Consider the following 19,352-nt stretch of genomic DNA (forward strand, 5'->3'; position numbering starts at 1 on the left):
TCCTCAGAATCCGGCGGCTGTGCCGTTGCTGCGTGGGTCAAATGCCCCTTCGAACAGCCCGTTGGGGTGGCGGACAATCGCGCCCGCGTGGCCCATGGCTTCACTAAAGTCAGGGAAAAGCTCCACCTCGTGGCCGAGTGCCTGCAGGCGCGCGACCGTCTCGGGTGAAAAACGCCCTTCAAGCTTTAAGGTGTCCGAGGTTTGTCCCCAGGTGCGCCCCAGCAGCCAGCGCGGGCGGGTAATGCTCTCCTGCAGGGGGACGCCCTGGATAACGTAGCGGGTAAAGAGCGCGGCCTGGGTTTGCGGCTGTCCGTCGCCACCCATCGATCCGTAGACCATCACGCGACCGTCCTTCAGACGCGCCGCCGCCGGGTTCAGGGTGTGGAACGGCTGTTTGCCCGGCGCGAGGGCCAGAAGATGGGCGGGATCGAGGCTGAAGGATGCGCCGCGGTTCTGCCAGACGATGCCGGTATCGGGCAGCACCACGCCGCTGCCGAACTCGTGATAAAGGCTCTGGATAAACGACACGGCAAGCCCGCTGCTGTCCATCACCCCCATCCACACCGTATCGCCGGGACCTTTTCCGGTTCCCCACGGCGCCGCGCGACTGTCGTCAACCCTGTCGGCAAGCGCCTGCAGGGCGGCGGGATCCAGCAGTTGCTGAACATCGGTGTTCAGCGCGCGCGGGTCGGTGATGTGGGCATCCCGCAGGCCAAAGGCCAGCTTGGTGGCTTCCACGATGCGGTGCAGGGTGTCGGCGTCGTCGGCCTCCGCCATGTTCAGGCGGTCGGTAATGCCGAGTATCGCCAGCGAGACCAGCCCCTGCGTCGGCGGGGCGTGGTTAAAGATCTCTCCCTGCTGATGCTGCAGCTTCAGCGGCACGGTGCGTCGGGCGGCGTGCGCGTTGAGATCGGCCAGCGTCACGGGGAGATCCAGCGTCTCCATGCCGCGCGCCAGGACTTCCGCCAGCGGGCCGCGATAAAAGCTGTCCAGACCGTCCTCCACCAGGCGCATCAGGGTCGTGGCCATGGCGGGCTGGTAAAAGCGGCTCCCGACCTGCGGCGGCTTACCGTCCACCAGCCAGGTTTCCGCGAAGCCGGGAACGTCCTTCAGCTCGTCGAACTTGCTGGCCGTAGCGTGGGCCTGAGAGGCCGTGACCGGCGTGCCGTGTTGCGCATAGTCAATAGCGTCGGCCAGCAGGCGGGCCAGCGGCAGCGCCTTGCCGGTCATCTCGCGCGAGACCGTCAGCGCCTCGTCCCAGCCGCTGACGGTTCCGGCGACGGTCAGCGCCGCACGGGGGCCACGATGGGGGATCTGCGTGAGCCCGTCGTAGGCGGCCAGCGTCGCGCGCGATCCCGCCGCGCCGCTGGCATCGATGGCAATGGGATCGCCTTCCGGGGGCACGATAAGCCAGAAGCCATCGCCGCCCAGCCCGTTCATATGCGGATAGACTACGGCGATGGTTGCCGCCGCCGCGACCATCGCTTCGATGGCGCTGCCGCCTTCGCGCAGCACTGCCAGCGCGCTCTGGCTGGCGAGGTGGTGAGGCGCAACCGCCATACCGTGTGTGGAGACATTACTTTGCATGAAGAGTCCTCGTAACCCTGAAAGTCACAAGGTGCTGCAAAAGCTGTTCCAGTTCTGAATAAAAAGTTTCATGCCAGTTGCCGCAGAAGCTGGCATGCTTAATGAATGATGAGCATGAGATGAAACAAACGTTACAGAGGCGTTATGGAACAGCTTGATGAACGACTGAAAGCACAATACGCGTCATTGTCGCCGCAGGAGCAGCGGGTGGCGGATTTTATTTTCGATCATTTTGACGACCTCATTAGCTACAACAGCGCCGAGCTGGCGCAGCTGAGCGGGGTGTCGAAAGCCACGGTGAGCCGTCTGTTTAAGCGTCTGGGCTATGAGAAATATAAGGACATGCGCGAAGAGCTGCGCACCCTGCGCCAGAGCGGGATGCCGCTCACCGACAATCGCGATGCGGTGCAGGGCAATACGCTGCTGGCGCGCCACTATAAGCAGGAGATGGCAAACCTGACCCAGTGGGTCAATGCCCTCGACGCGCAGCAGTTTGCCGACGCCATGGCCTGCATGGTCAGGGCGCGCCGTATCGTCATTATCGGCATGCGTAACGCCTATCCGGCGGCGCTGCACCTGCGCCAGCAGCTGCTGCAGGCGCGCGGTCAGGTGCTGGTGCTGCCGCAGCCGGGGCAGAGCCTGAGCGAGGAGCTGGTGGACTTAACGCCGGACGATCTGGTGGTGATGATGGCCTTCCGCCGTCGCCCGCGCATCATTCGCCCGCTGATGCAGCAGCTTCAGAGCAGCGGTATTCCGGTGCTGCTGATGTGCGAGCCGCAGGCCCACAGCCTGTTCCCGCTGGCGAGCTGGCAGCTCTGCACCCCACTGGACAGCGTCTCCGCCTATGACAGCTATTCGTCGGTCAACAGTCTGATCAACCTGCTGGCGAACGCCTTCCTGCATGACATTCTCGATAAGGGCCGCCCGCGCATTCACGAGATTGCCTCCCTCTACCAGCAACTGGACGAGCTGGAACAGCGATAATGGGGCATCAGGCTGGTGCTTTGCATTAAAACAGTGCAATCAGACGGGGCGTAAAAGAGCGCCCCCTTTTCGCCATTCCCCGATTTATCAGGCTTTATGACAATATCCCCCGTTTCGCCTGATTTGGCACATTAGTTGCAAAATCACATTCAAAGAATCTTTTGTTTCATGTTAACGTTACGGGGAAGCACCATGAAAAAATTGTTGATTGCACTGGCCGGGGCAGCATGCCTCTTCACACAGCTGCCTGCAAAGGCTGACCAGCTTCAGGATATTGAGAAGCGCGGCACCATCCGCATCGCCGTTCCGCAGGATTTCCCGCCGTTTGGCTCGGTGGGAACCGATCTGCAGCCGCAGGGCTATGACATCGACATGGCGCGCTATCTGGCTAAACAGATGAAGCTCAAGCTGCAGCTGGTGCCAGTGACCAGCGCTAACCGCGTGCCGTACCTGCAAACCGACAAGGTGGACCTGGTCATTTCCAGCCTGGGTAAAAACCCGGAGCGTGAGAAGGTAATCGACTTCAGCCGCGCCTACGCGCCGTTCTTCCTCGGCGTGTTTGGCCCGAAAGGGGCTGAACTGAAGGATGCCGCCGCGCTCAGCGGAAAAACCATCGGCGTGACGCGCGGGGCGGTGGAGGACATGGTGCTGACCGGCCTGGCGCCGAAAGACGCGGACGTGAAGCGCTACGAAGACAACAACACCACGCTGTCGGCATATCTGTCCGGCCAGGTGCAGTACGTGGCGACCGGCAATCTCGTGGTGGCGGCCATTTCGCGCCAGAACGCGGCGAAAGCCCCGGTGCCGAGCTTTATGCTGAAAGACTCGCCGTGCTTCATTGGCCTGAAGAAAAACGAACCGGCCCTGAAAGCAAAAGTGGACGCGCTGATCGAGCAGGGCATTAAGGACGGCACGCTGAACGGTCTGTCTGAGCAATGGCTGAAAGCCCCGCTGCCGGCAAACCTTGGCGCCTGAGCCGATGACTGAGCAACTTGATTTTTCCGCCCTCTGGCCGCACTGGCCGGAGCTGCTGGCCGGGCTGTGGGTCACTATTCAACTGACGGTGATGGCCACCGTCGGCGGGCTGGCAACAGGGATTGTCGGGGCGGCGATCCGCAGCGGACGCACCACCTGGTACAGCCGGATCTGGGGCGGGTATGTGGAGATCATCCGCAACACGCCGTTTGTGGTGCAGCTGTTTTTCATCGTCTTCGGCCTGCCGAACCTGGGGCTGAAGATGACGGCGGGGGAAGCGGCGCTGCTGGCCATGGTGGTCAACCTGGGCGCCTACAGCACCGAGATTATTCGCGCGGGCATTCAGGTCACGCCGAAAGGGCAGTGGGAGGCCGGTCGCGTGCTGGGGCTGACCCGCCTGCAGACCTTTATCCGCGTGGTGCTGCCGCCTGCGCTGCAGCGCATTTATCCGGCGCTGGTGAGCCAGTGCATCATCGTGATGCTCGGCTCGTCGGTGGTGTCGCAGGTCTCCTATGAAGAGCTGACCTTCGCCGCCAACCTGATCCAGTCCAGAACGTTTTTAAGCTTTGAGGTCTATCTGGTGACCACCGGGATTTACTTAGCGCTGTCGATTACCCTGCGCCAGCTGATGATGGCGGCAGGACGGAAATGGCTGGGGGTGCAGGCATGATGACCACCTTTACCGACTGGGACATTATTCGCAACCTGCTGCTGGCCGGACGCTGGACGGTGCTGCTGTCGCTGGTGGCGTTTGTCGGCGGGGCGGTGGTGACCCTGCCGCTCCTGCTGCTGCGCCTGACGGGCGCACGCACGGTGAAGCGCATTATCCGCGGCTACATTGAGCTGTTTCAGGGCACGCCGCTGCTGATGCAGCTGTTCCTGGCCTTCTTCGGCGTGGCGCTGTTCGGCATCGACGTCTCGCCGTGGACCGCCGCCTCGCTGGCGCTGACGTTCTACACCAGCGCGTTTCTGCTCGATATCTGGTACGGCAGCATTCGTGCTTTACCGAAGGGGCAGTGGGAAGCCTCGCGCTGCCTGGGGCTGACCTTCGGCCAGACCCTGTTTCGCGTGGTCGCCCCGCAGGCGCTGCGCATCGGCATTGCGCCGACGGTCGGCTTTGCCGTGCAGGTGATCAAAGGCACCGCGCTGGCGTCGATTATCGGTTTTGTCGAGCTGACCAAGGCCGGGACCATGCTGACCAACGTGACCTATCAGCCTTTTAAGGTCTTTGCGCTGGTGGCGCTCGGCTACTTTATTCTGTGTTATCCGCTGTCGCGCTACAGCCGCTATCTGGAGACGAAATTCAATGCCTCTCATCACCATTAATCAGGTGCAGAAGTACTACGGCGATAACCACGTGCTCAAGGGCGTCGATCTGGATATCGACATGGGCCAGGTGATCTCCATCATCGGGCGCAGCGGATCGGGCAAAAGCACGCTGCTGCGCTGCATTAACGGCCTGGAAGGCTATCAGGACGGCAGCATCAAGCTGGGCGGCATGACCATTACCGACCGGGATTCCCAGGCGCGTGAAATCAGCCGCTCGGTCGGGATGGTCTTCCAGAGCTTCAACCTGTTCCCGCACATGACGGCGCTGGAGAACGTGATGCTCGCCCCGCGTCGGGTGCTGAAAAAAAGCGCCGCCGAATGCCGGGCGCTGGCGCAGCAGATGCTGGAGAAGGTTGGCCTTGGCGATCGTCTGGATTACTACCCGTCGAGCCTCTCCGGCGGCCAGCAGCAGCGCGTGGCGATAGCCCGCGCGCTGGCGATGTCGCCGAAAGTATTACTCTGCGACGAGATCACCTCCGCGCTGGATCCGGAGCTGGTGGGCGAAGTGCTCAAAGTGCTGGAGCAACTGGCGGCCGAGGGGATGACGCTCATACTGGTTACCCATGAAATGAATTTTGCCCGCGAAGTGGGCGACCGCGTGGTGTTTATGCACCAGGGGAAAGTCTGGGAACAGGGCGACAGCAAAACGCTGTTCGCCAACCCGCAGACCACGGAACTGAAGCAGTTCATCTCCTCCGTGCGCGGCCTCAACTGATAAGGACTGAACAATGGATATCGCACACTTTCCGCAAATCAACCCGCCGCAGCGCCTGCTGATGGGCCCGGGCCCGATCAACGCCGACCCGCGCGTGCTGCGCGCCATGTCGAGCCAGCTGATCGGCCAGTACGATCCGGCCATGACCCACTACATGAACGAGGTGATGGCGCTCTATCGCGGCGTATTCCGCACCGAAAACCGCTGGACGATGCTGGTGGACGGCACCTCCCGCGCGGGAATTGAAGCCATTCTGGTTTCCGCCATTCGACCGGGCGATAAGGTGCTGGTGCCGGTCTTTGGCCGCTTTGGCCACCTGCTGTGCGAAATTGCCCGCCGCTGCCGTGCAGAGGTCCATACCATCGAGGTGCCGTGGGGCGAGGTGTTTACCCCGGACCAGGTGGAGGATGCGATAAAACGTATTCGTCCGCGCCTGCTGCTGACCGTGCAGGGCGACACCTCCACCACCATGCTGCAGCCGCTCGCGGAGCTGGGCGCGATCTGCCACCGCTACGACGTGCTGTTTTACACCGACGCCACCGCGTCGCTCGGCGGTAACGCGCTGGAGACCGACGCCTGGGGGCTGGATGCCGTCTCGGCCGGGATGCAGAAATGCCTCGGCGGCCCGTCGGGCACGTCGCCGATCACCCTGAGCGCGCGGATGGAAGAGGCGATCCGCCGCCGCAAGTGCGTGGAGGAGGGCATTCGCACCGACGCCCACCGCGACGGCGATGAGGAGATGATCTACTCCAACTACTTCGATCTCGGCATGGTGATGGACTACTGGGGGCCGGAGCGGCTGAACCACCACACCGAAGCAACTACCGCGCTGTTTGGCGCCCGCGAATGCGCGCGGCTGATCCTGCAGGAAGGGCTGGATAACGGCATCGCGCGTCATAAGCTGCACGGCGATGCGCTGCTTAAGGGGATTCAGGCGATGGGGCTGGAGACCTTCGGCGACCTGAAGCACAAGATGAACAACGTCCTGGGCGTGGTCATTCCGCAGGGCATCAACGGTGATCAGGTGCGTAAGCTGATGCTGGAGGATTTCGGGATTGAAATCGGCACCTCGTTTGGCCCGCTGCACGGCAAAGTGTGGCGTATTGGCACTATGGGCTATAACGCGCGCAAGGACTGCGTGATGACCACCCTGAGCGCGCTGGAGTCGGTGCTGAACTACCTCAAATTTACCACCACGCAGGGGGCCGCCATGCAGGCCGCGTGGGACCACTATCGCCGCGAGACGCCGCAATGAGCCCGGCGGCAGAAAGGGTGATGGCGCGCGCCGACGCGCTGGCCGCCATCAGCGAAACCCCGGATGCGCTGACAAGGGTGTATCTCTCCACGCAGCATCTGCAGGCCAACCAGCTGGTCGGGGAGTGGATGCGCCAGGCGGGCATGACCGTCTGGCAGGACAGCGTGGGCAATATCTGTGGACGCTACGAAGGCGCGCAGGAGGGAGCCCAGGCGGTGCTGCTTGGCTCGCATCTGGACACCGTACGCAACGCCGGGCGCTACGACGGCATGCTCGGGGTGCTTACCGCCATCGAAGTGGTGGATAGCCTGCACCAGCAGGGTGTGCATCTGGCACAGGCCATAGAGATTGTCGGCTTTGGTGACGAAGAGGGAACCCGTTTTGGGATCACTCTGCTAGGCAGCCGGGGGCTGACGGGCACCTGGCCGCAGGGCTGGCTGGAGACGTGTGATGCTCAGGGCATCAGCGTGGCGCAGGCGATGGTGCAGGCGGGGCTCGATCCTGCCCGCGTGGCGCTCGCGGCACGTCATCAGGACGATTTTAGCGCCTGCCTGGAACTGCATATCGAACAGGGACCGTGTCTGGAGCAGGAAGGGCTGGCGCTGGGCGTGGTGGAAGCCATTAACGGCGCGCGCCGCCTCAACTGCCGCTTCACCGGCGAGGCCGGGCATGCGGGTACTGTGCCGATGCATCACCGTAAGGATGCCCTGGCCGCCGCCGCCGAATGGATGGTGCTGATTGAAAACACCACCCGACAGCAGGGCGGCAACCGGGTGGCGACGGTCGGTGAACTGCGCTGCCTGCCCGGTGCGGTCAACGTCATCCCCGGCGAGGTTGCGCTCTCGCTGGATATTCGCGGCCCGCAGGATGCCCCGCTTGACGCGCTGCTCGCTGAGCTGCTGGCGCAGGCGCAGGCGATTGCCGCTCGTCGCGGGCTGAGCTTCAGCGCCGAGGAGTTTTACCGGATCGCTGCCACGCCGTGCGATGCGCGTTTGCAGGATCTGCTGGGACAGGCCGTTGAGTCGGTGCAGGGGCGCTCATTATCGCTGCCGAGCGGTGCCGGGCACGACACCATCGCGCTGGCAGAGCGCTGGCCGGTCGGGATGCTGTTTGTGCGCTGCAGGGGGGGCGTCAGCCACCATCCGGCGGAATCGGTGATGGCTGAGGATGTTGCCCTGGCGATTGAGGCGTTTGGGCGGGCGGTGAGAAAGCTTGCTGACGGTGGCGCGCGTTAAGCCACCGAACGCACCGCATCTTCGATATCCGCGCTCACCCGGACATCCTGCTCGTCAAAGACCATGCAGTGGCGATCGTCGAAGGCCACGTCTATCTTCTGCCAGGGCGCGAACTTCACGTCGCCCGGCAGCAAGATCTTCACGTTGTCATGGCCGTAGCATTGTCCAAACAGGTAAGTATTGTTCCCCAGCCGCTCCACTACTTCACAGCTAAATTCCAGCCGCGTGCCGCGGTGAAGGTCAGTGGTTAAATGTTCCGGACGGATGCCCAGCGTGACCTGGCTGCCCGGCTGCAGCGGTGTGGTGGTTATCGCGAGCGTGAGCGACTTCTGCTGCGACAACCTGACGGTGAACTTGCCCGGCTGCCAGGCCTCAACGGTCGCCGGCAGAAAGTTCATCTTCGGAGAACCGATAAACCCGGCGACAAACTTATTCGCCGGTTTGTAATAGAGATCCATCGGGGCGCCCATCTGCTCCACTTTGCCGTAGTTCATGACCACAATTTTGTCGGCCAGGGTCATCGCTTCGATCTGGTCGTGCGTGACATACACCATGGTGGTTTTCAGCTCCTGATGCAGGCGGGCGAGGTGCAGGCGCATCTCCACGCGCAGTTCGGCATCCAGGTTGGAAAGCGGCTCATCGAACATAAAGACGCGCGGGTTACGTACGATAGCGCGGCCAATCGCGACGCGCTGGCGCTGGCCGCCGGAAAGCTGTTTAGGTTTGCGGTCTAGCAGGTGGGAGAGCTGCAGCGTTTTGGCGACCATCTCGACCTGATGGCGGATCTGATCTTTCGGCACTTTATTCACCTTCAGCCCGTAGCCCATGTTTTCGGCCACCGTCATATGCGGATAGAGCGCGTAGGACTGAAAGACCATCGCCACACCCCGATGGGAAGGGGCGATGTCGTTCATCACCTCGTTACCGATCAGCACTTCACCCTCGCTTATCTCCTCCAGCCCGGCAATCATACGCAGCATAGTGGATTTGCCACAGCCGGAAGGCCCGACGAATACGGCAAACTCACCGTCCTCAATATCAAGATTAACGTTGTGGAGCGTGACGGTGTCGCCAAAGCGCTTGGTGACATTCCTCAATTGTATGTTCGACATCAGTGTTCCCCAGGTAAACCGCCGAGTATGTTTTACGTATAACAATTGTGTTCAACGTGGCCGGACGGTGCAATTTGTCTGCCTTGACTATAACTTCCAGCATTCATGCGCCCTATATAGATATTCCATTAATGTTATGACGATCACACAACTTACAGTTTTATGTAGAGTTATCATGATGTGAAGGGTAGCGTATAACAAACCAAAAGCATTTGGTGTCAGACGTACAACGCCAGTTTAATCAGGATATATAGCGGGGTTTGTAGGGCGTCATATGCGATAACAACCATAAAATTGTTATACCTTCACATGAGGTTGATAATGAAAAAGAACATACTCGCTGCTCTGATCCTCTCTACGCTCGCGGTACAGGCTCACGCCACCGCGCAGCTTAACGTCTGGGAAGACATCAAGAAGTCGTCCGGTATTAAAGATGCGGTCGCGGACTTTGAAAAACAGTACGACGTTAAGGTCAACGTGCAGGAAACTCCTTACGCACAGCAGCTGGAAAAACTGCGCCTGGACGGCCCGGCAGGCATTGGCCCGGACGTGCTGGTCATTCCTAACGATCAGCTGGGCGGCGCCGTCGTGCAAGGGTTATTGGCCCCCCTGAATCTGGAGGCTAAGCAGACCGAACAGTACACCCCGGCCTCGATTAACGCCTTCAAAATGGATAACGCCCTCTACGGCGTGCCGAAAGCGGTTGAGACGCTGGTGCTGATCTACAACAAAGATCTCATCGACAAGCCGCTCAACTCGCTGCAGGACTGGTATGACTTTTCCAAACAGCAGCGCGCAAAAAACCAGTACGGTCTGCTCGCCAAGTTCGATCAGATTTACTACAGCTGGGGCGCGATCTCCCCGATGGGCGGCTACATCTTCGGTCAAAACGGCAAAGGCGGCTATAACGCCAGCGACGTCGGCCTTAACAAGCCGGGCGCGGTAGAAGCCGTGACGTACCTGAAAAAATTCTACGCTGACGATATTTTCCCGGCCGGGATAGTCGGTGACAACGGCCTGAACGCTATCGACTCCCTGTTTACTGAGAAGAAAGCGGCAGCCGTCATCAACGGCCCGTGGGCGTTCCAGCCGTATGAAGCGGCAGGCATCAACTACGGCGTGGCGCCGCTGCCCACGCTGCCGGACGGCAAGCCAATGAGCTCCTTCCTCGGCGTGAAAGGCTACGTCGTTTCCACCTGGAGCAAGGACAAAGCGCTGGCGCAGAAATTTATCGAATTCATCAACCAGCCGCAGTACGTGAAAACCCGCTACGTGGCCACGCGTGAGATCCCGCCTTTGACCGCAATGATCGACGACCCGGTAATCAAGAACGACGAGAAGGCAAGCGCCGTTGCGGTGCAGGCCGCGCGAGCCACCGCCATGCCGGGTATCCCTGAAATGGGCGAAGTCTGGGGGCCGGCCAACGCCGCGCTGGAGCTAAGCCTGACCGGCAAACAGGATCCCAAAGCCGCGCTGGACAGCGCAGAGAAACAGGTCCAGATGCAAATCGAAGCCATGCAGGCCAGCAACCAGTAATTTTCTGACGTCGCAGAACGGGAGGCCACTCTCCCGTTTTATTGAAAGGAGTTGTCTGTGAGTATCATCCCGGAAAATTTTGCCAGACCGCACGGGGCCGGGCGTCACGCCTGGACCGGGCTGCTGCTGGCGGTCATCCCCGGCTTCGGCCAGTTCTATCACCGCCAGTGGCTGAAGGGCGTTATCTTCCTGGTGCTGCTGGCCAGTTTTATCGGCGTTTTTGCCGATTTCCTGCGCGAAGGACTTTGGGGGCTGGTGACGCTGGGGGAGGAAGTGCCGCGGGATAACTCCATCTTCCTGCTGGCAGAAGGGATCATTAGCGTACTGATCGCCGCCTTTGGCGTGATGGTGTATTACCTGTCGATGCGCGATGCCTGGGTTAACGGTCGAAAACGTGATGAAGGGCTGGGGCTAAACAGCGTGCGTAAGCAGTATCAGATGCTGCTGAGCGACGGCTTTCCGTATCTGATGATCACGCCGGGCTTTATTCTGCTGGTGTTTGTGGTGGTTTTCCCGATCCTCTTCGGTTTTGCCATCGCCTTTACTAATTACAATCTTTACCACACGCCGCCGGCTAAGCTGGTAGATTGGGTTGGGTTTAAGAACTTCGTCAATATTTTTACGCTCTCCATCTGGCGCTCAACCTTCTTCGACGTCCTGCAGTGGACGGTGGTTTGGACGCTGCTCGCCACCACGCTGCAATGTACCGTGGGCGTGCTGCTGGCTATCCTGGTGAACCAGAAAGACCTGCGCTTTAAGCCGCTTATCCGCACCATTTTCATTCTGCCGTGGGCGGTGCCGGGTTTTGTCACCATTCTGGTGTTTGCCGGAATGTTCAATGACTCTTTCGGTGTGATAAACAACGCCATTCTGGCCTTCTTCGGCATTGCGCCGAAAGCCTGGATGACCGATCCGTTCTGGACCAAAACGGCGCTGATCCTGATGCAGACCTGGCTCGGCTTCCCGTTTGTTTTTGCTATGACCACCGGCGTGCTGCAGGCGATCCCTGACGATCTGTACGAAGCCGCCACCATGGACGGGGCCAGCAGTGCGACCAAGCTGCGCACCATCACGCTGCCGCTGGTGCTTTATTCCATTGCGCCAATACTGATTACCCAATACACCTTCAACTTCAATAACTTCAACATCATCTACCTGTTCAATAACGGCGGACCAGCGGTGGTGGGGTCCAATGCGGGTGGGACAGATATCCTGGTGTCGTGGATCTACAAGCTCACCATGTCGTCGTCGCAGTACGCGATTGCGGCGACCATCACTATCCTGCTGTCGATCTTTGTCGTCGGCCTGGCGCTGTGGCAGTTCCGCGCCACCAAATCTTTCAAAAACGACGACATGGCGTAAGGGACGTAACAATGGCTCAATCACAAAGTATTAAACGTGAGAAGTGGGTACGCCTCTCGCTCTCCTGGCTGGTTATCGTGCTGGTGTCGACGATTATCATCTACCCGCTGGTGTGGACGGTCGGCGCGTCGTTTAACGCGGGTAATAGCCTGCTCAGCTCCTCAATTATTCCTGAGAACTTTTCGGTGCAGCACTATGCCGACCTGTTCAACGGCCAGGTGAACTACATGACCTGGTACTGGAACTCGATGAAAATCAGCTTCCTGACCATGGTGCTGACCTTAATCAGCGTCAGCTTTACCGCCTATGCCTTTTCGCGCTTTCGCTTTAAGGGACGCCAGAACGGGCTGATGCTGTTCCTGCTCCTGCAGATGATCCCCCAGTTCTCGGCGCTGATTGCCATCTTCGTGCTGTCGCAGCTTTTGGGCCTCATCAACAGCCATCTGGCGCTGGTGCTGATCTACGTGGGCGGCATGATCCCGATGAATACCTATCTGATGAAAGGCTACCTCGACGCCATCCCGAAAGATCTGGATGAATCCGCGCGCATGGACGGGGCCAGCAATTTCCGGATTTTCATCGAAATTATCATGCCGCTTTCGAAGCCGATTGTGGCGGTGGTGGCGCTGTTCTCCTTCACCGGGCCGCTGGGGGATTTCATCCTCTCCAGCACGATTCTGCGCACCCCGGACAAATACACCTTACCCATCGGGCTCTATAACCTGGTGGCGCAAAAAATGGGTGCCAGCTACACCACCTACGCGGCAGGCGCGGTGTTGATTGCGGTGCCGGTAGCGATCCTCTATCTGGCATTACAAAAATACTTCGTCTCCGGCCTGACCTCCGGGAGTACCAAAGGATAATCATGAAAAGACTCAAACCTGCTTTACTTGCCGTTTGCCTCTCCTGCGGCCTTGCCGCGAGCGCGTTTGCGGCGGACGGGGTCAAAACGCGTCCTTTTAACGCCATGCCCGCGGACTTTATCAAGGGCGCGGATATTTCGACGCTGCTGGAAGCGGAACAGCACGGCGCCAAATTTTATAACCACAGCGGCCAGCAGCAGGACGCGATTGCGATCCTGAAGGCTAACGGGGTGAACACCGTGCGCCTGCGCCTGTGGGTTGACCCGCAGGATGCCGACGGCAACACCTACGGCGGCGGCAGTAATAATCTCGAAAACACCCTCGCGCTGGCGAAGCGCGTAAAGGCGCAGGGCCTGAAGCTGCTGCTCGATTTCCACTACAGCGACTTCTGGACCGATCCGGGCAAACAGTTTAAGCCAAAAGCCTGGGAGAAGATGGACTACCCGCAGCTGAAAACGGCAATTCATGACTACACCCGCGACACGATTGCCCGCTTTAAGAAAGAGGGCGTATTGCCGGACATGGTGCAGATAGGAAACGAAATTAACGGCGGCATGCTGTGGTCGGAAGGGAAAAGCTGGGGGCAGGGCGGCGGCGAATTTGACCGCCTGGCCGGGCTGCTCAACGCCGCGATTGGTGGACTGAAGGAGAACCTGACCGACGGCGAGCAGGTGAAAATCATGCTGCATCTGGCCGAAGGCACCAAAAATGACACCTTCCGCTGGTGGTTTGATGAAATCACGAAGCGCGGCGTGCCGTTCGATATCATCGGCCTGTCGATGTACACCTACTGGAACGGCCCGATTAGCGCGCTGAAGAACAACATGGATGACATCAGCAGGCGCTATAACAAAGACGTGATTGTGGTGGAAGCGGCCTATGGCTATACGCTGGAGAACTGCGATAACGCCGAGAACAGTTTCCAGGCCAAAGAGGAAAAGGACGGCGGCTATCCCGGCACCGTTCAGGGTCAGTACGACTATATTCACGATTTAATGCAGTCCGTGATTGATGTGCCTGACCGTCGCGGCAAGGGCATCTTTTATTGGGAACCGACCTGGATTGCCGTTCCGGGCACCACGTGGGCCACCAAAACCGGCATGAAATATATCCATGACGAGTGGAAAGAGGGTAATGCCCGCGAGAATCAGGCGTTATTTGATTGCCAGGGCAAAGTGCTGCCGTCAATCACGGTATTTAACTAGTTTTTATCTTCATTCAGGACGTTTTAAATATGAATAAATTTGCGCCTTTAAGTCCAAAGGTCGCGGCGTTATTGCATGGCGCCGACTATAACCCGGAGCAATGGGAGAATTACCCCGGTATTATTGAAAAAGATATCGCCATGATGCAGCAGGCGAAATGTAATGTCATGTCGGTGGGGATATTTAGCTGGGCGAAACTGGAGCCTCAGGAAGGGGAATATGATTTTGCCTGGCTGGACAGCATTATTGAAAAACTCTATGCGGCGGGCATTCATATATTTCTCGCTACGCCGAGCGGCGCGCGTCCGGCATGGATGTCGCAAAAATATCCTGAAGTGCTGCGCGTCGGGCGCAACCGCGTCCCCGCGCTGCACGGCGGGCGTCACAACCACTGCATGTCGTCTCCGGTTTACCGCGAAAAGACGATGAAAATTAACAGCCTGCTGGCGGCGCGTTATTCGCATCATCCGGCGGTGCTGGGCTGGCATATCTCCAATGAGTACGGCGGCGAATGCCACTGTAGCCTGTGCCAGGAACGCTTCCGCGACTGGCTAAAGGCGCGCTACAAAACCCTCGACGCGCTGAACCATGCGTGGTGGAGCACCTTCTGGAGCCATACCTACACCGACTGGTCGCAGATTGAGTCCCCCGCGCCGCAGGGGGAAGTGTCGATTCACGGCCTGAATCTCGACTGGCGCCGCTTCAATACCGCGCAGGTCACCGATTTTTGCCAGCATGAGGTGGCGCCGCTGAAGGCCGCCAATGCCGAACTGCCGGTGACAACCAACTTTATGGAGTATTTCTACGATTACGACTACTGGCAGCTGGCGAAAGCGATCGACTTCATCTCCTGGGACAGCTACCCGATGTGGCACAAGGAGAAAGACGAAACGCAGCTGGCCTGCTATACCGCCATGTACCACGACATGATGCGCAGCCTGAAGGGCGGTAAACCCTTTGTGCTGATGGAGTCCACGCCGAGCACCACCAACTGGCAGCCGACCAGCAAGCTGAAAAAGCCGGGGATGCATATTCTCTCCTCTATTCAGGCGGTAGCGCACGGGGCGGATTCGGTGCAGTACTTCCAGTGGCGTAAGAGCCGCGGATCGGTGGAGAAATTCCACGGTGCAATTATCGATCACGTGGGGCATCTTGATACCCGCGTCGGGCGCGAAGTAACGCGTCTGGGGGAGATGCTGGCACGTCTGCCTGAGGTGGTGGGTTGCCGCACCGACGCGCGCGTGGCCATTATCTTTGACCAGCAAAACCGCTGGGCGCTGGACGATGCTGAAGGCCCGCGGAACATGGGGCTGGAGTACGAAAAAACCGTCAACGAACACTATCGTCCGTTCTGGGAAAAGGGCATCGCGGTCGACGTCATCGACGCTGACGGCGATCTGAGCCGCTACGCGCTGGTGATTGCCCCCATGCTCTACATGGTGCGCGAAGGTTTCGCCGAGCGGGCGGAAGCCTTTGTGGCCGCGGGCGGGCATCTGGTGACGACCTACTGGAGCGGGGTAGTGGATGAGACCGATCTCTGCCACCTCGGCGGTTTCCCGGGCCCGCTGCGCAAGCTCCTCGGCATCTGGGCGGAAGAGATTGACTGTTTGGGCGAGGGGGAGCGAAACCTGGTCCAGGGGCTGGCGGGCAATGCGGCGGGCCTGCAGGGACCGTATCAGGTCAGGCATCTGTGCGAGCTGATCCATACTGAATCCGCGCAGGCGCTGGCGACCTACCGGGATGATTTCTACGCCGGTCGCCCGGCGGTGACGGTCAACCGCTTCGGCAAAGGCAAGGCGTGGCACGTGGCGTCGCGCAACGACCTGCCGTTCCAGCGCGATTTCTTCGCCGGGATTATCGACGAGCTGGCGCTGCCGCGCGCAGTCGAAGGAGATTTCCCTCCGGGCGTGGTCGCCGCGGCGCGCACGGATGGCGAAACCGCCTGGGTGTTTGTACAGAACTACACGGCCCAGCAGCAGCTCATCACGCTGCCGCAGGGGTATACCGACTGCATGACCGACGCCGCCGCGGCGGGCGATACCGTGCTGCTGGCGTGGGACTGTCGGGTGCTCAGGCGTAAAGCGTAAGAACCGCCCGGCGGCGCTGCGCTTGCACGGGCCTACAAAACCCGTAGGCCGGGTAAGCGCAGCGCCACCCGGCAACAAGGCACAAAACGCCTGCTCCCCGAGCAGGCATTTTTTTATCTGCATAAAAGAGAGGCGTATTATGGACAGTCAAATTACTCAGCGTTTAATTCCTGCATTTGGCGGCGACGATAATATCGAGCACGTCGAAGCCTGTATTACCCGCCTGCGCGTGACGGTAAAAGATTTAAATAAGGTCGATTCACAGACGTTACAGAGTGAGGGGGCGCTGGGGGTGATTATTATCGGTCAGCAGGTGCACGCTATATTCGGCAGGCAGTCTGATACATTACGGAAATTATTAGACGAACATTTTAATCAGTAAATATAAAAAAGGGATAGCCAAAGTAATGGCTATCCCAAAGCAGTAAAATAGACTGCAGGTTGCTGGAGATACGATAACGATTAACGCAAATTATGAATTAAGACTTACCACCAGGCCTCGACCTGCACACCAAAGTTCCAGGTATTGTTGGCCGTGCCATCTTCGAAGGATTGCCCTTTTTCGGAGTCATTCAGATAGGAGGCGAATACGCGCAGTTCAGGACGTGACATAAACTCAGGACCGTCTGCCAGGCCCAGCGCGAGGGTGTACTTCTCGCCGCTCTGCTTGTACTTAGTGCCGTCGGTGTAGGTATCTTCCTGGTAGAATCCGCCCACTTCGCCAATCAGACGCACGTACTCGGTAAACTGATACTGTGCGCGCCCCACCAGCGATACCAGGCGTGATTTGTCCGTATACTGCGTGGTGTCGTCTGCCGAACCCCATGTCAGGACGTGGTTAAAAGAGAACTTGTCGGTAATCGGAATTAAGCCGGTGTTAATCACGCGGTAGCCGGTGGCGTCGTTCACGTAGTTCCACATGTCGTACCAGCCCCCACCCTGTGACACCATGTTCTGGGCCAGACCTTTATTGGCGTACTGCAGCACCAGCTTGTTATAGCCGCCAAACATATCCTGGCTGATCTCACCGGTGACCATCACGCCGTTATCGGCCTCGTACAGCCCGCCATACTCTTTCTGCTTGTTGGTCGGGTTTGGCATGGCGTAATCAATACCCACTTCCGTCCACGCGCCCGCCCACGGCTTCCAGCCCGCATAGCGAAGGTCGATATAGTTGATGTTAACGTCGCTGTCGCCATCCACGCGATAGTCCACGTCGTTAGCATCGCCGCGGATCCACGCAACGGAGACTGCGCCCGGGCCAAGCGTGTAGTTCTCGATACCCGCACCGGAGCCGGAAATATTCCAGTATTTGGTATCAATGATGTGCAGGTCATGGCGCTGGTAGTAGCGCTTACCGCCCCAAATCACCGCATTGGGATCCCCGGGGATCAGCCCCTTGATCTGCAGGTTAAGCTGGCGCAGGCCGAACTGGGCATCGTCATCTAAGGTGGTTTCATTGTCGTTGGAGCCGTCTGATACCATGCTCACCATGCTGTCGAGATAGAAACTGACGTCGTTCTTTTTGTATACCTCGGAGCCTAGCTCCAGCTCGCCGTAGGTGTCGGCCTCGTTACCCAGACGGCCAATCTTGTTTTTTTGCCACTCCTCCATCCCACCATCCCGTGAGACGCCCACACCGGAGCGAAGATATCCATGAAAATCAATCGGTACTGAAGACGCTGCAAACAGCGAAGGCGATGCCAGCGCGGCAGCCAACGCAACAGATACAGAGCGGATCGTCGTGTTCATTGTAACCCTCTTATTGTTTTGTAATACGTTCACAAATCCGCTGTCATAAAATGCCTAAACCCGTTGGCTGGCAATTACACGATCTGAAATGTGTGATTAACTGCAAATAAAATAGACAATTTTGTTACGAGTAATGAGATTGGACACAAATTATGGCATTGTGAGCGTCATACTTTTTGATGGTGTTATGCCCGCAGCGAGAGGGTGATAAGCGTTTTTTTTCAGCACCCCTGTTACAATCAGCGCATAACAACATAAGGAACCGGACCATGAAGTCGAAAAGCGCAACGTTAGAGGACGTGGCACGCCATGCGGGCGTCTCCTATCAGACCGTGTCCAGGGTACTGAATAAATCTGCCAATGTATCCGACGCCACGCGCATCAAGGTGGAGAAATCCATAGAGTTATTGCGGTATGTACCCAACCGACTGGCTCAGCAGCTGGTGGGCAAGCAGAGCCAGACCGTTGGGCTGGTGACCATTTCGCTGGCGCTGCACGCGCCTTCGCAGGTTGCGGCGGCGGTGAAACGCTATGCCAATGTGGAAGGCTACCAGGTACTGATCTCAATGATTGATGAGAACGTAAACCACAGCATCCAGGATTCCATCAACGAGCTGAAATCCCAGCTGGTGAGCAAAGTGATCATCAACGTGCCGCTGGAGGCTGAAGCGGCGCAGAAAATCGCCGCCGACAACGACGACATTGTCTGTCTGTTCCTCGACGTTGACCCGTACAGTTCCGTGTTTAACGTTTCGTTTAATCCGGCGGACGGCACCCGCGCCAGCGTCAAATATCTTTACGAGCTGGGGCATCGCGACATTGCCCTGCTGGCGGGGCCGGCGTCTTCCGTGTCGGCGCAGCTGAGGCTAAAAAGCTGGATCGAGACCCTGAAGGGCTACGGTCTGGAGCCAGCATCGGTCATTCGCGGCAACTGGGATGCGCAAAGCGGTTATTCGGGAGCGTTGCAAATGCTGCGGGAAACGGCGCAGTTTACCGCCGTGCTGGTGGCGAACGACCAGATGGCGCTCGGCGTGCTGAGCGCGTTCCATCAGCAGCAGATTTCAATTCCGGGCGAGAAGTCGGTGATTGGCTACGATGACACCTATGAAAGCTCGTTCTTCTACCCGGCACTGACGACGGTATCGCTGGATTTAGATCTGCAGGGTAAAGAGGCGGTGCGCCGTATTCTCGACAGCGGTGAAGAGAATGCCCAGCGCATGTCCTCGATTTTACCTGCCCGTCTGGTGGTGCGTCAGTCCACCGGCCCAAAAGGGGAGAAGGGGAAAAACCTGCAGGCGCTTGCCCAGCAGTTGCGTGAGATCGCGCATCAGCTCGGCGATGCGTAGCGAAGTGAG

17 protein-coding genes are annotated in these 19,352 nt (G+C 58.9%); 14 read left to right on the top strand and 3 right to left on the bottom strand.

Going from position 1 to position 19,352, the window contains the following annotated elements:
• Positions 1–3: 3 nt before the first annotated feature.
• On the bottom strand, positions 4–1,587 hold the full coding sequence (gene hpxW / locus F3J31_RS08745) for an oxamate amidohydrolase (RefSeq protein WP_167212575.1): 1,584 nt from the start codon (positions 1,585–1,587) through the stop codon (positions 4–6).
• 144 nt (positions 1,588–1,731) lie between these two features.
• On the opposite strand from hpxW, the gene hpxU reads away from it, so the two are divergent.
• The 7 genes from hpxU to hpxK all read left to right on the top strand — a co-directional run bounded on the left by hpxU (position 1,732) and on the right by hpxK (position 8,080).
• Positions 1,732–2,571: a MurR/RpiR family transcriptional regulator HpxU gene (gene hpxU / locus F3J31_RS08750; RefSeq protein ID WP_048027314.1), complete on the top strand. Its 840-nt coding sequence runs from the start codon at positions 1,732–1,734 to the stop codon at positions 2,569–2,571.
• A 192-nt stretch (positions 2,572–2,763) separates the two neighbouring features.
• The gene (locus F3J31_RS08755) at positions 2,764–3,546 is read left to right on the top strand and encodes a transporter substrate-binding domain-containing protein (RefSeq protein WP_008499846.1); all 783 of its coding nucleotides are present in this window, start codon (positions 2,764–2,766) and stop codon (positions 3,544–3,546) included.
• Between the two features lie 4 nt (positions 3,547–3,550).
• Positions 3,551–4,216, top strand: a complete 666-nt coding sequence (locus tag F3J31_RS08760) for an amino acid ABC transporter permease (RefSeq protein ID WP_048027626.1) — start codon at positions 3,551–3,553, stop codon at positions 4,214–4,216.
• The gene (locus F3J31_RS08765; RefSeq protein WP_167213146.1) at positions 4,216–4,872 is read left to right on the top strand and encodes an amino acid ABC transporter permease; all 657 of its coding nucleotides are present in this window, start codon (positions 4,216–4,218) and stop codon (positions 4,870–4,872) included. The genes F3J31_RS08760 and F3J31_RS08765 overlap by 1 nt, the downstream gene beginning before the upstream one ends.
• On the top strand, positions 4,853–5,590 hold the full coding sequence (locus tag F3J31_RS08770) for an amino acid ABC transporter ATP-binding protein (RefSeq protein WP_023327069.1): 738 nt from the start codon (positions 4,853–4,855) through the stop codon (positions 5,588–5,590). The genes F3J31_RS08765 and F3J31_RS08770 overlap by 20 nt, the downstream gene beginning before the upstream one ends.
• 13 nt (positions 5,591–5,603) lie before the next feature.
• Positions 5,604–6,845, top strand: coding sequence for an alanine--glyoxylate aminotransferase family protein (locus F3J31_RS08775; RefSeq protein ID WP_167212578.1), 1,242 nt, complete (start codon positions 5,604–5,606; stop codon positions 6,843–6,845).
• On the top strand, positions 6,842–8,080 hold the full coding sequence (gene hpxK, locus F3J31_RS08780; RefSeq protein ID WP_167212580.1) for an allantoate amidohydrolase: 1,239 nt from the start codon (positions 6,842–6,844) through the stop codon (positions 8,078–8,080). The genes F3J31_RS08775 and hpxK overlap by 4 nt, the downstream gene beginning before the upstream one ends.
• On the opposite strand, the gene F3J31_RS08785 is transcribed toward hpxK, so the two are convergent.
• Positions 8,077–9,192: an ABC transporter ATP-binding protein gene (locus tag F3J31_RS08785; protein ID WP_167212583.1), complete on the bottom strand. Its 1,116-nt coding sequence runs from the start codon at positions 9,190–9,192 to the stop codon at positions 8,077–8,079. The genes hpxK and F3J31_RS08785 overlap by 4 nt on opposite strands.
• A 321-nt stretch (positions 9,193–9,513) precedes the next feature.
• On the opposite strand from F3J31_RS08785, the gene F3J31_RS08790 reads away from it, so the two are divergent.
• The 6 genes from F3J31_RS08790 (at position 9,514) to F3J31_RS08815 (ending at position 16,627) form a co-directional block, all read left to right on the top strand.
• A complete protein-coding gene (locus F3J31_RS08790; protein ID WP_167212586.1) occupies positions 9,514–10,728 on the top strand; it encodes an extracellular solute-binding protein in 1,215 nt (404 codons plus the stop codon).
• A 57-nt stretch (positions 10,729–10,785) separates the two neighbouring features.
• A complete protein-coding gene (locus F3J31_RS08795; protein WP_061715575.1) occupies positions 10,786–12,090 on the top strand; it encodes a sugar ABC transporter permease in 1,305 nt (434 codons plus the stop codon).
• An 11-nt stretch (positions 12,091–12,101) separates the two neighbouring features.
• Entirely contained in the window at positions 12,102–12,953 is an 852-nt protein-coding gene (locus F3J31_RS08800) for a sugar ABC transporter permease (protein ID WP_042715482.1), read from the top strand.
• 2 nt (positions 12,954–12,955) lie between these two features.
• Positions 12,956–14,158: an arabinogalactan endo-beta-1,4-galactanase gene (locus F3J31_RS08805; protein WP_167212589.1), complete on the top strand. Its 1,203-nt coding sequence runs from the start codon at positions 12,956–12,958 to the stop codon at positions 14,156–14,158.
• Between the two features lie 29 nt (positions 14,159–14,187).
• Positions 14,188–16,245: a beta-galactosidase gene (locus F3J31_RS08810; protein ID WP_167212592.1), complete on the top strand. Its 2,058-nt coding sequence runs from the start codon at positions 14,188–14,190 to the stop codon at positions 16,243–16,245.
• A 139-nt stretch (positions 16,246–16,384) separates the two neighbouring features.
• Positions 16,385–16,627 (top strand): PTS transporter subunit EIIB, encoded by a 243-nt coding sequence (locus F3J31_RS08815; protein ID WP_167212595.1) that lies wholly within the window; start codon positions 16,385–16,387, stop codon positions 16,625–16,627.
• Between the two features lie 104 nt (positions 16,628–16,731).
• Here the strand turns inward: F3J31_RS08815 and F3J31_RS08820 are convergent, their stop codons facing one another.
• On the bottom strand, positions 16,732–17,997 hold the full coding sequence (locus F3J31_RS08820) for a maltoporin (protein WP_010429455.1): 1,266 nt from the start codon (positions 17,995–17,997) through the stop codon (positions 16,732–16,734).
• 269 nt (positions 17,998–18,266) lie between these two features.
• Between F3J31_RS08820 and F3J31_RS08825 the strand changes: the two genes are divergently transcribed.
• Positions 18,267–19,343: a LacI family DNA-binding transcriptional regulator gene (locus F3J31_RS08825; protein WP_024909621.1), complete on the top strand. Its 1,077-nt coding sequence runs from the start codon at positions 18,267–18,269 to the stop codon at positions 19,341–19,343.
• Positions 19,344–19,352: the final 9 nt, after the last annotated feature.

Source organism: Enterobacter sp. Acro-832, assembly GCF_011752745.1.
Lineage (GTDB): Bacteria > Pseudomonadota > Gammaproteobacteria > Enterobacterales > Enterobacteriaceae > Enterobacter > Enterobacter quasiroggenkampii.

Excerpts from the sequence above, each read along its gene's own strand:
- F3J31_RS08755 (WP_008499846.1), top strand. The coding sequence starts at position 2,764 with ATGAAAAAATTGTTGATTGCACTGGCCGGGGCAGCATGCCTCTTCACA.
- F3J31_RS08760 (WP_048027626.1), top strand. The coding sequence starts at position 3,551 with ATGACTGAGCAACTTGATTTTTCCGCCCTCTGGCCGCACTGGCCGGAG.
- F3J31_RS08825 (WP_024909621.1), top strand. The coding sequence starts at position 18,267 with ATGAAGTCGAAAAGCGCAACGTTAGAGGACGTGGCACGCCATGCGGGC.
- F3J31_RS08815 (WP_167212595.1), top strand. The coding sequence starts at position 16,385 with ATGGACAGTCAAATTACTCAGCGTTTAATTCCTGCATTTGGCGGCGAC.
- hpxK (WP_167212580.1), top strand. The coding sequence starts at position 6,842 with ATGAGCCCGGCGGCAGAAAGGGTGATGGCGCGCGCCGACGCGCTGGCC.
- F3J31_RS08770 (WP_023327069.1), top strand. The coding sequence starts at position 4,853 with ATGCCTCTCATCACCATTAATCAGGTGCAGAAGTACTACGGCGATAAC.
- hpxW (WP_167212575.1), bottom strand. The coding sequence starts at position 1,587 with ATGCAAAGTAATGTCTCCACACACGGTATGGCGGTTGCGCCTCACCAC.
- F3J31_RS08775 (WP_167212578.1), top strand. The coding sequence starts at position 5,604 with ATGGATATCGCACACTTTCCGCAAATCAACCCGCCGCAGCGCCTGCTG.
- F3J31_RS08805 (WP_167212589.1), top strand. The coding sequence starts at position 12,956 with ATGAAAAGACTCAAACCTGCTTTACTTGCCGTTTGCCTCTCCTGCGGC.
- F3J31_RS08820 (WP_010429455.1), bottom strand. The coding sequence starts at position 17,997 with ATGAACACGACGATCCGCTCTGTATCTGTTGCGTTGGCTGCCGCGCTG.
- hpxU (WP_048027314.1), top strand. The coding sequence starts at position 1,732 with ATGGAACAGCTTGATGAACGACTGAAAGCACAATACGCGTCATTGTCG.
- F3J31_RS08785 (WP_167212583.1), bottom strand. The coding sequence starts at position 9,192 with ATGTCGAACATACAATTGAGGAATGTCACCAAGCGCTTTGGCGACACC.
- F3J31_RS08810 (WP_167212592.1), top strand. The coding sequence starts at position 14,188 with ATGAATAAATTTGCGCCTTTAAGTCCAAAGGTCGCGGCGTTATTGCAT.
- F3J31_RS08800 (WP_042715482.1), top strand. The coding sequence starts at position 12,102 with ATGGCTCAATCACAAAGTATTAAACGTGAGAAGTGGGTACGCCTCTCG.
- F3J31_RS08765 (WP_167213146.1), top strand. The coding sequence starts at position 4,216 with ATGACCACCTTTACCGACTGGGACATTATTCGCAACCTGCTGCTGGCC.
- F3J31_RS08790 (WP_167212586.1), top strand. The coding sequence starts at position 9,514 with ATGAAAAAGAACATACTCGCTGCTCTGATCCTCTCTACGCTCGCGGTA.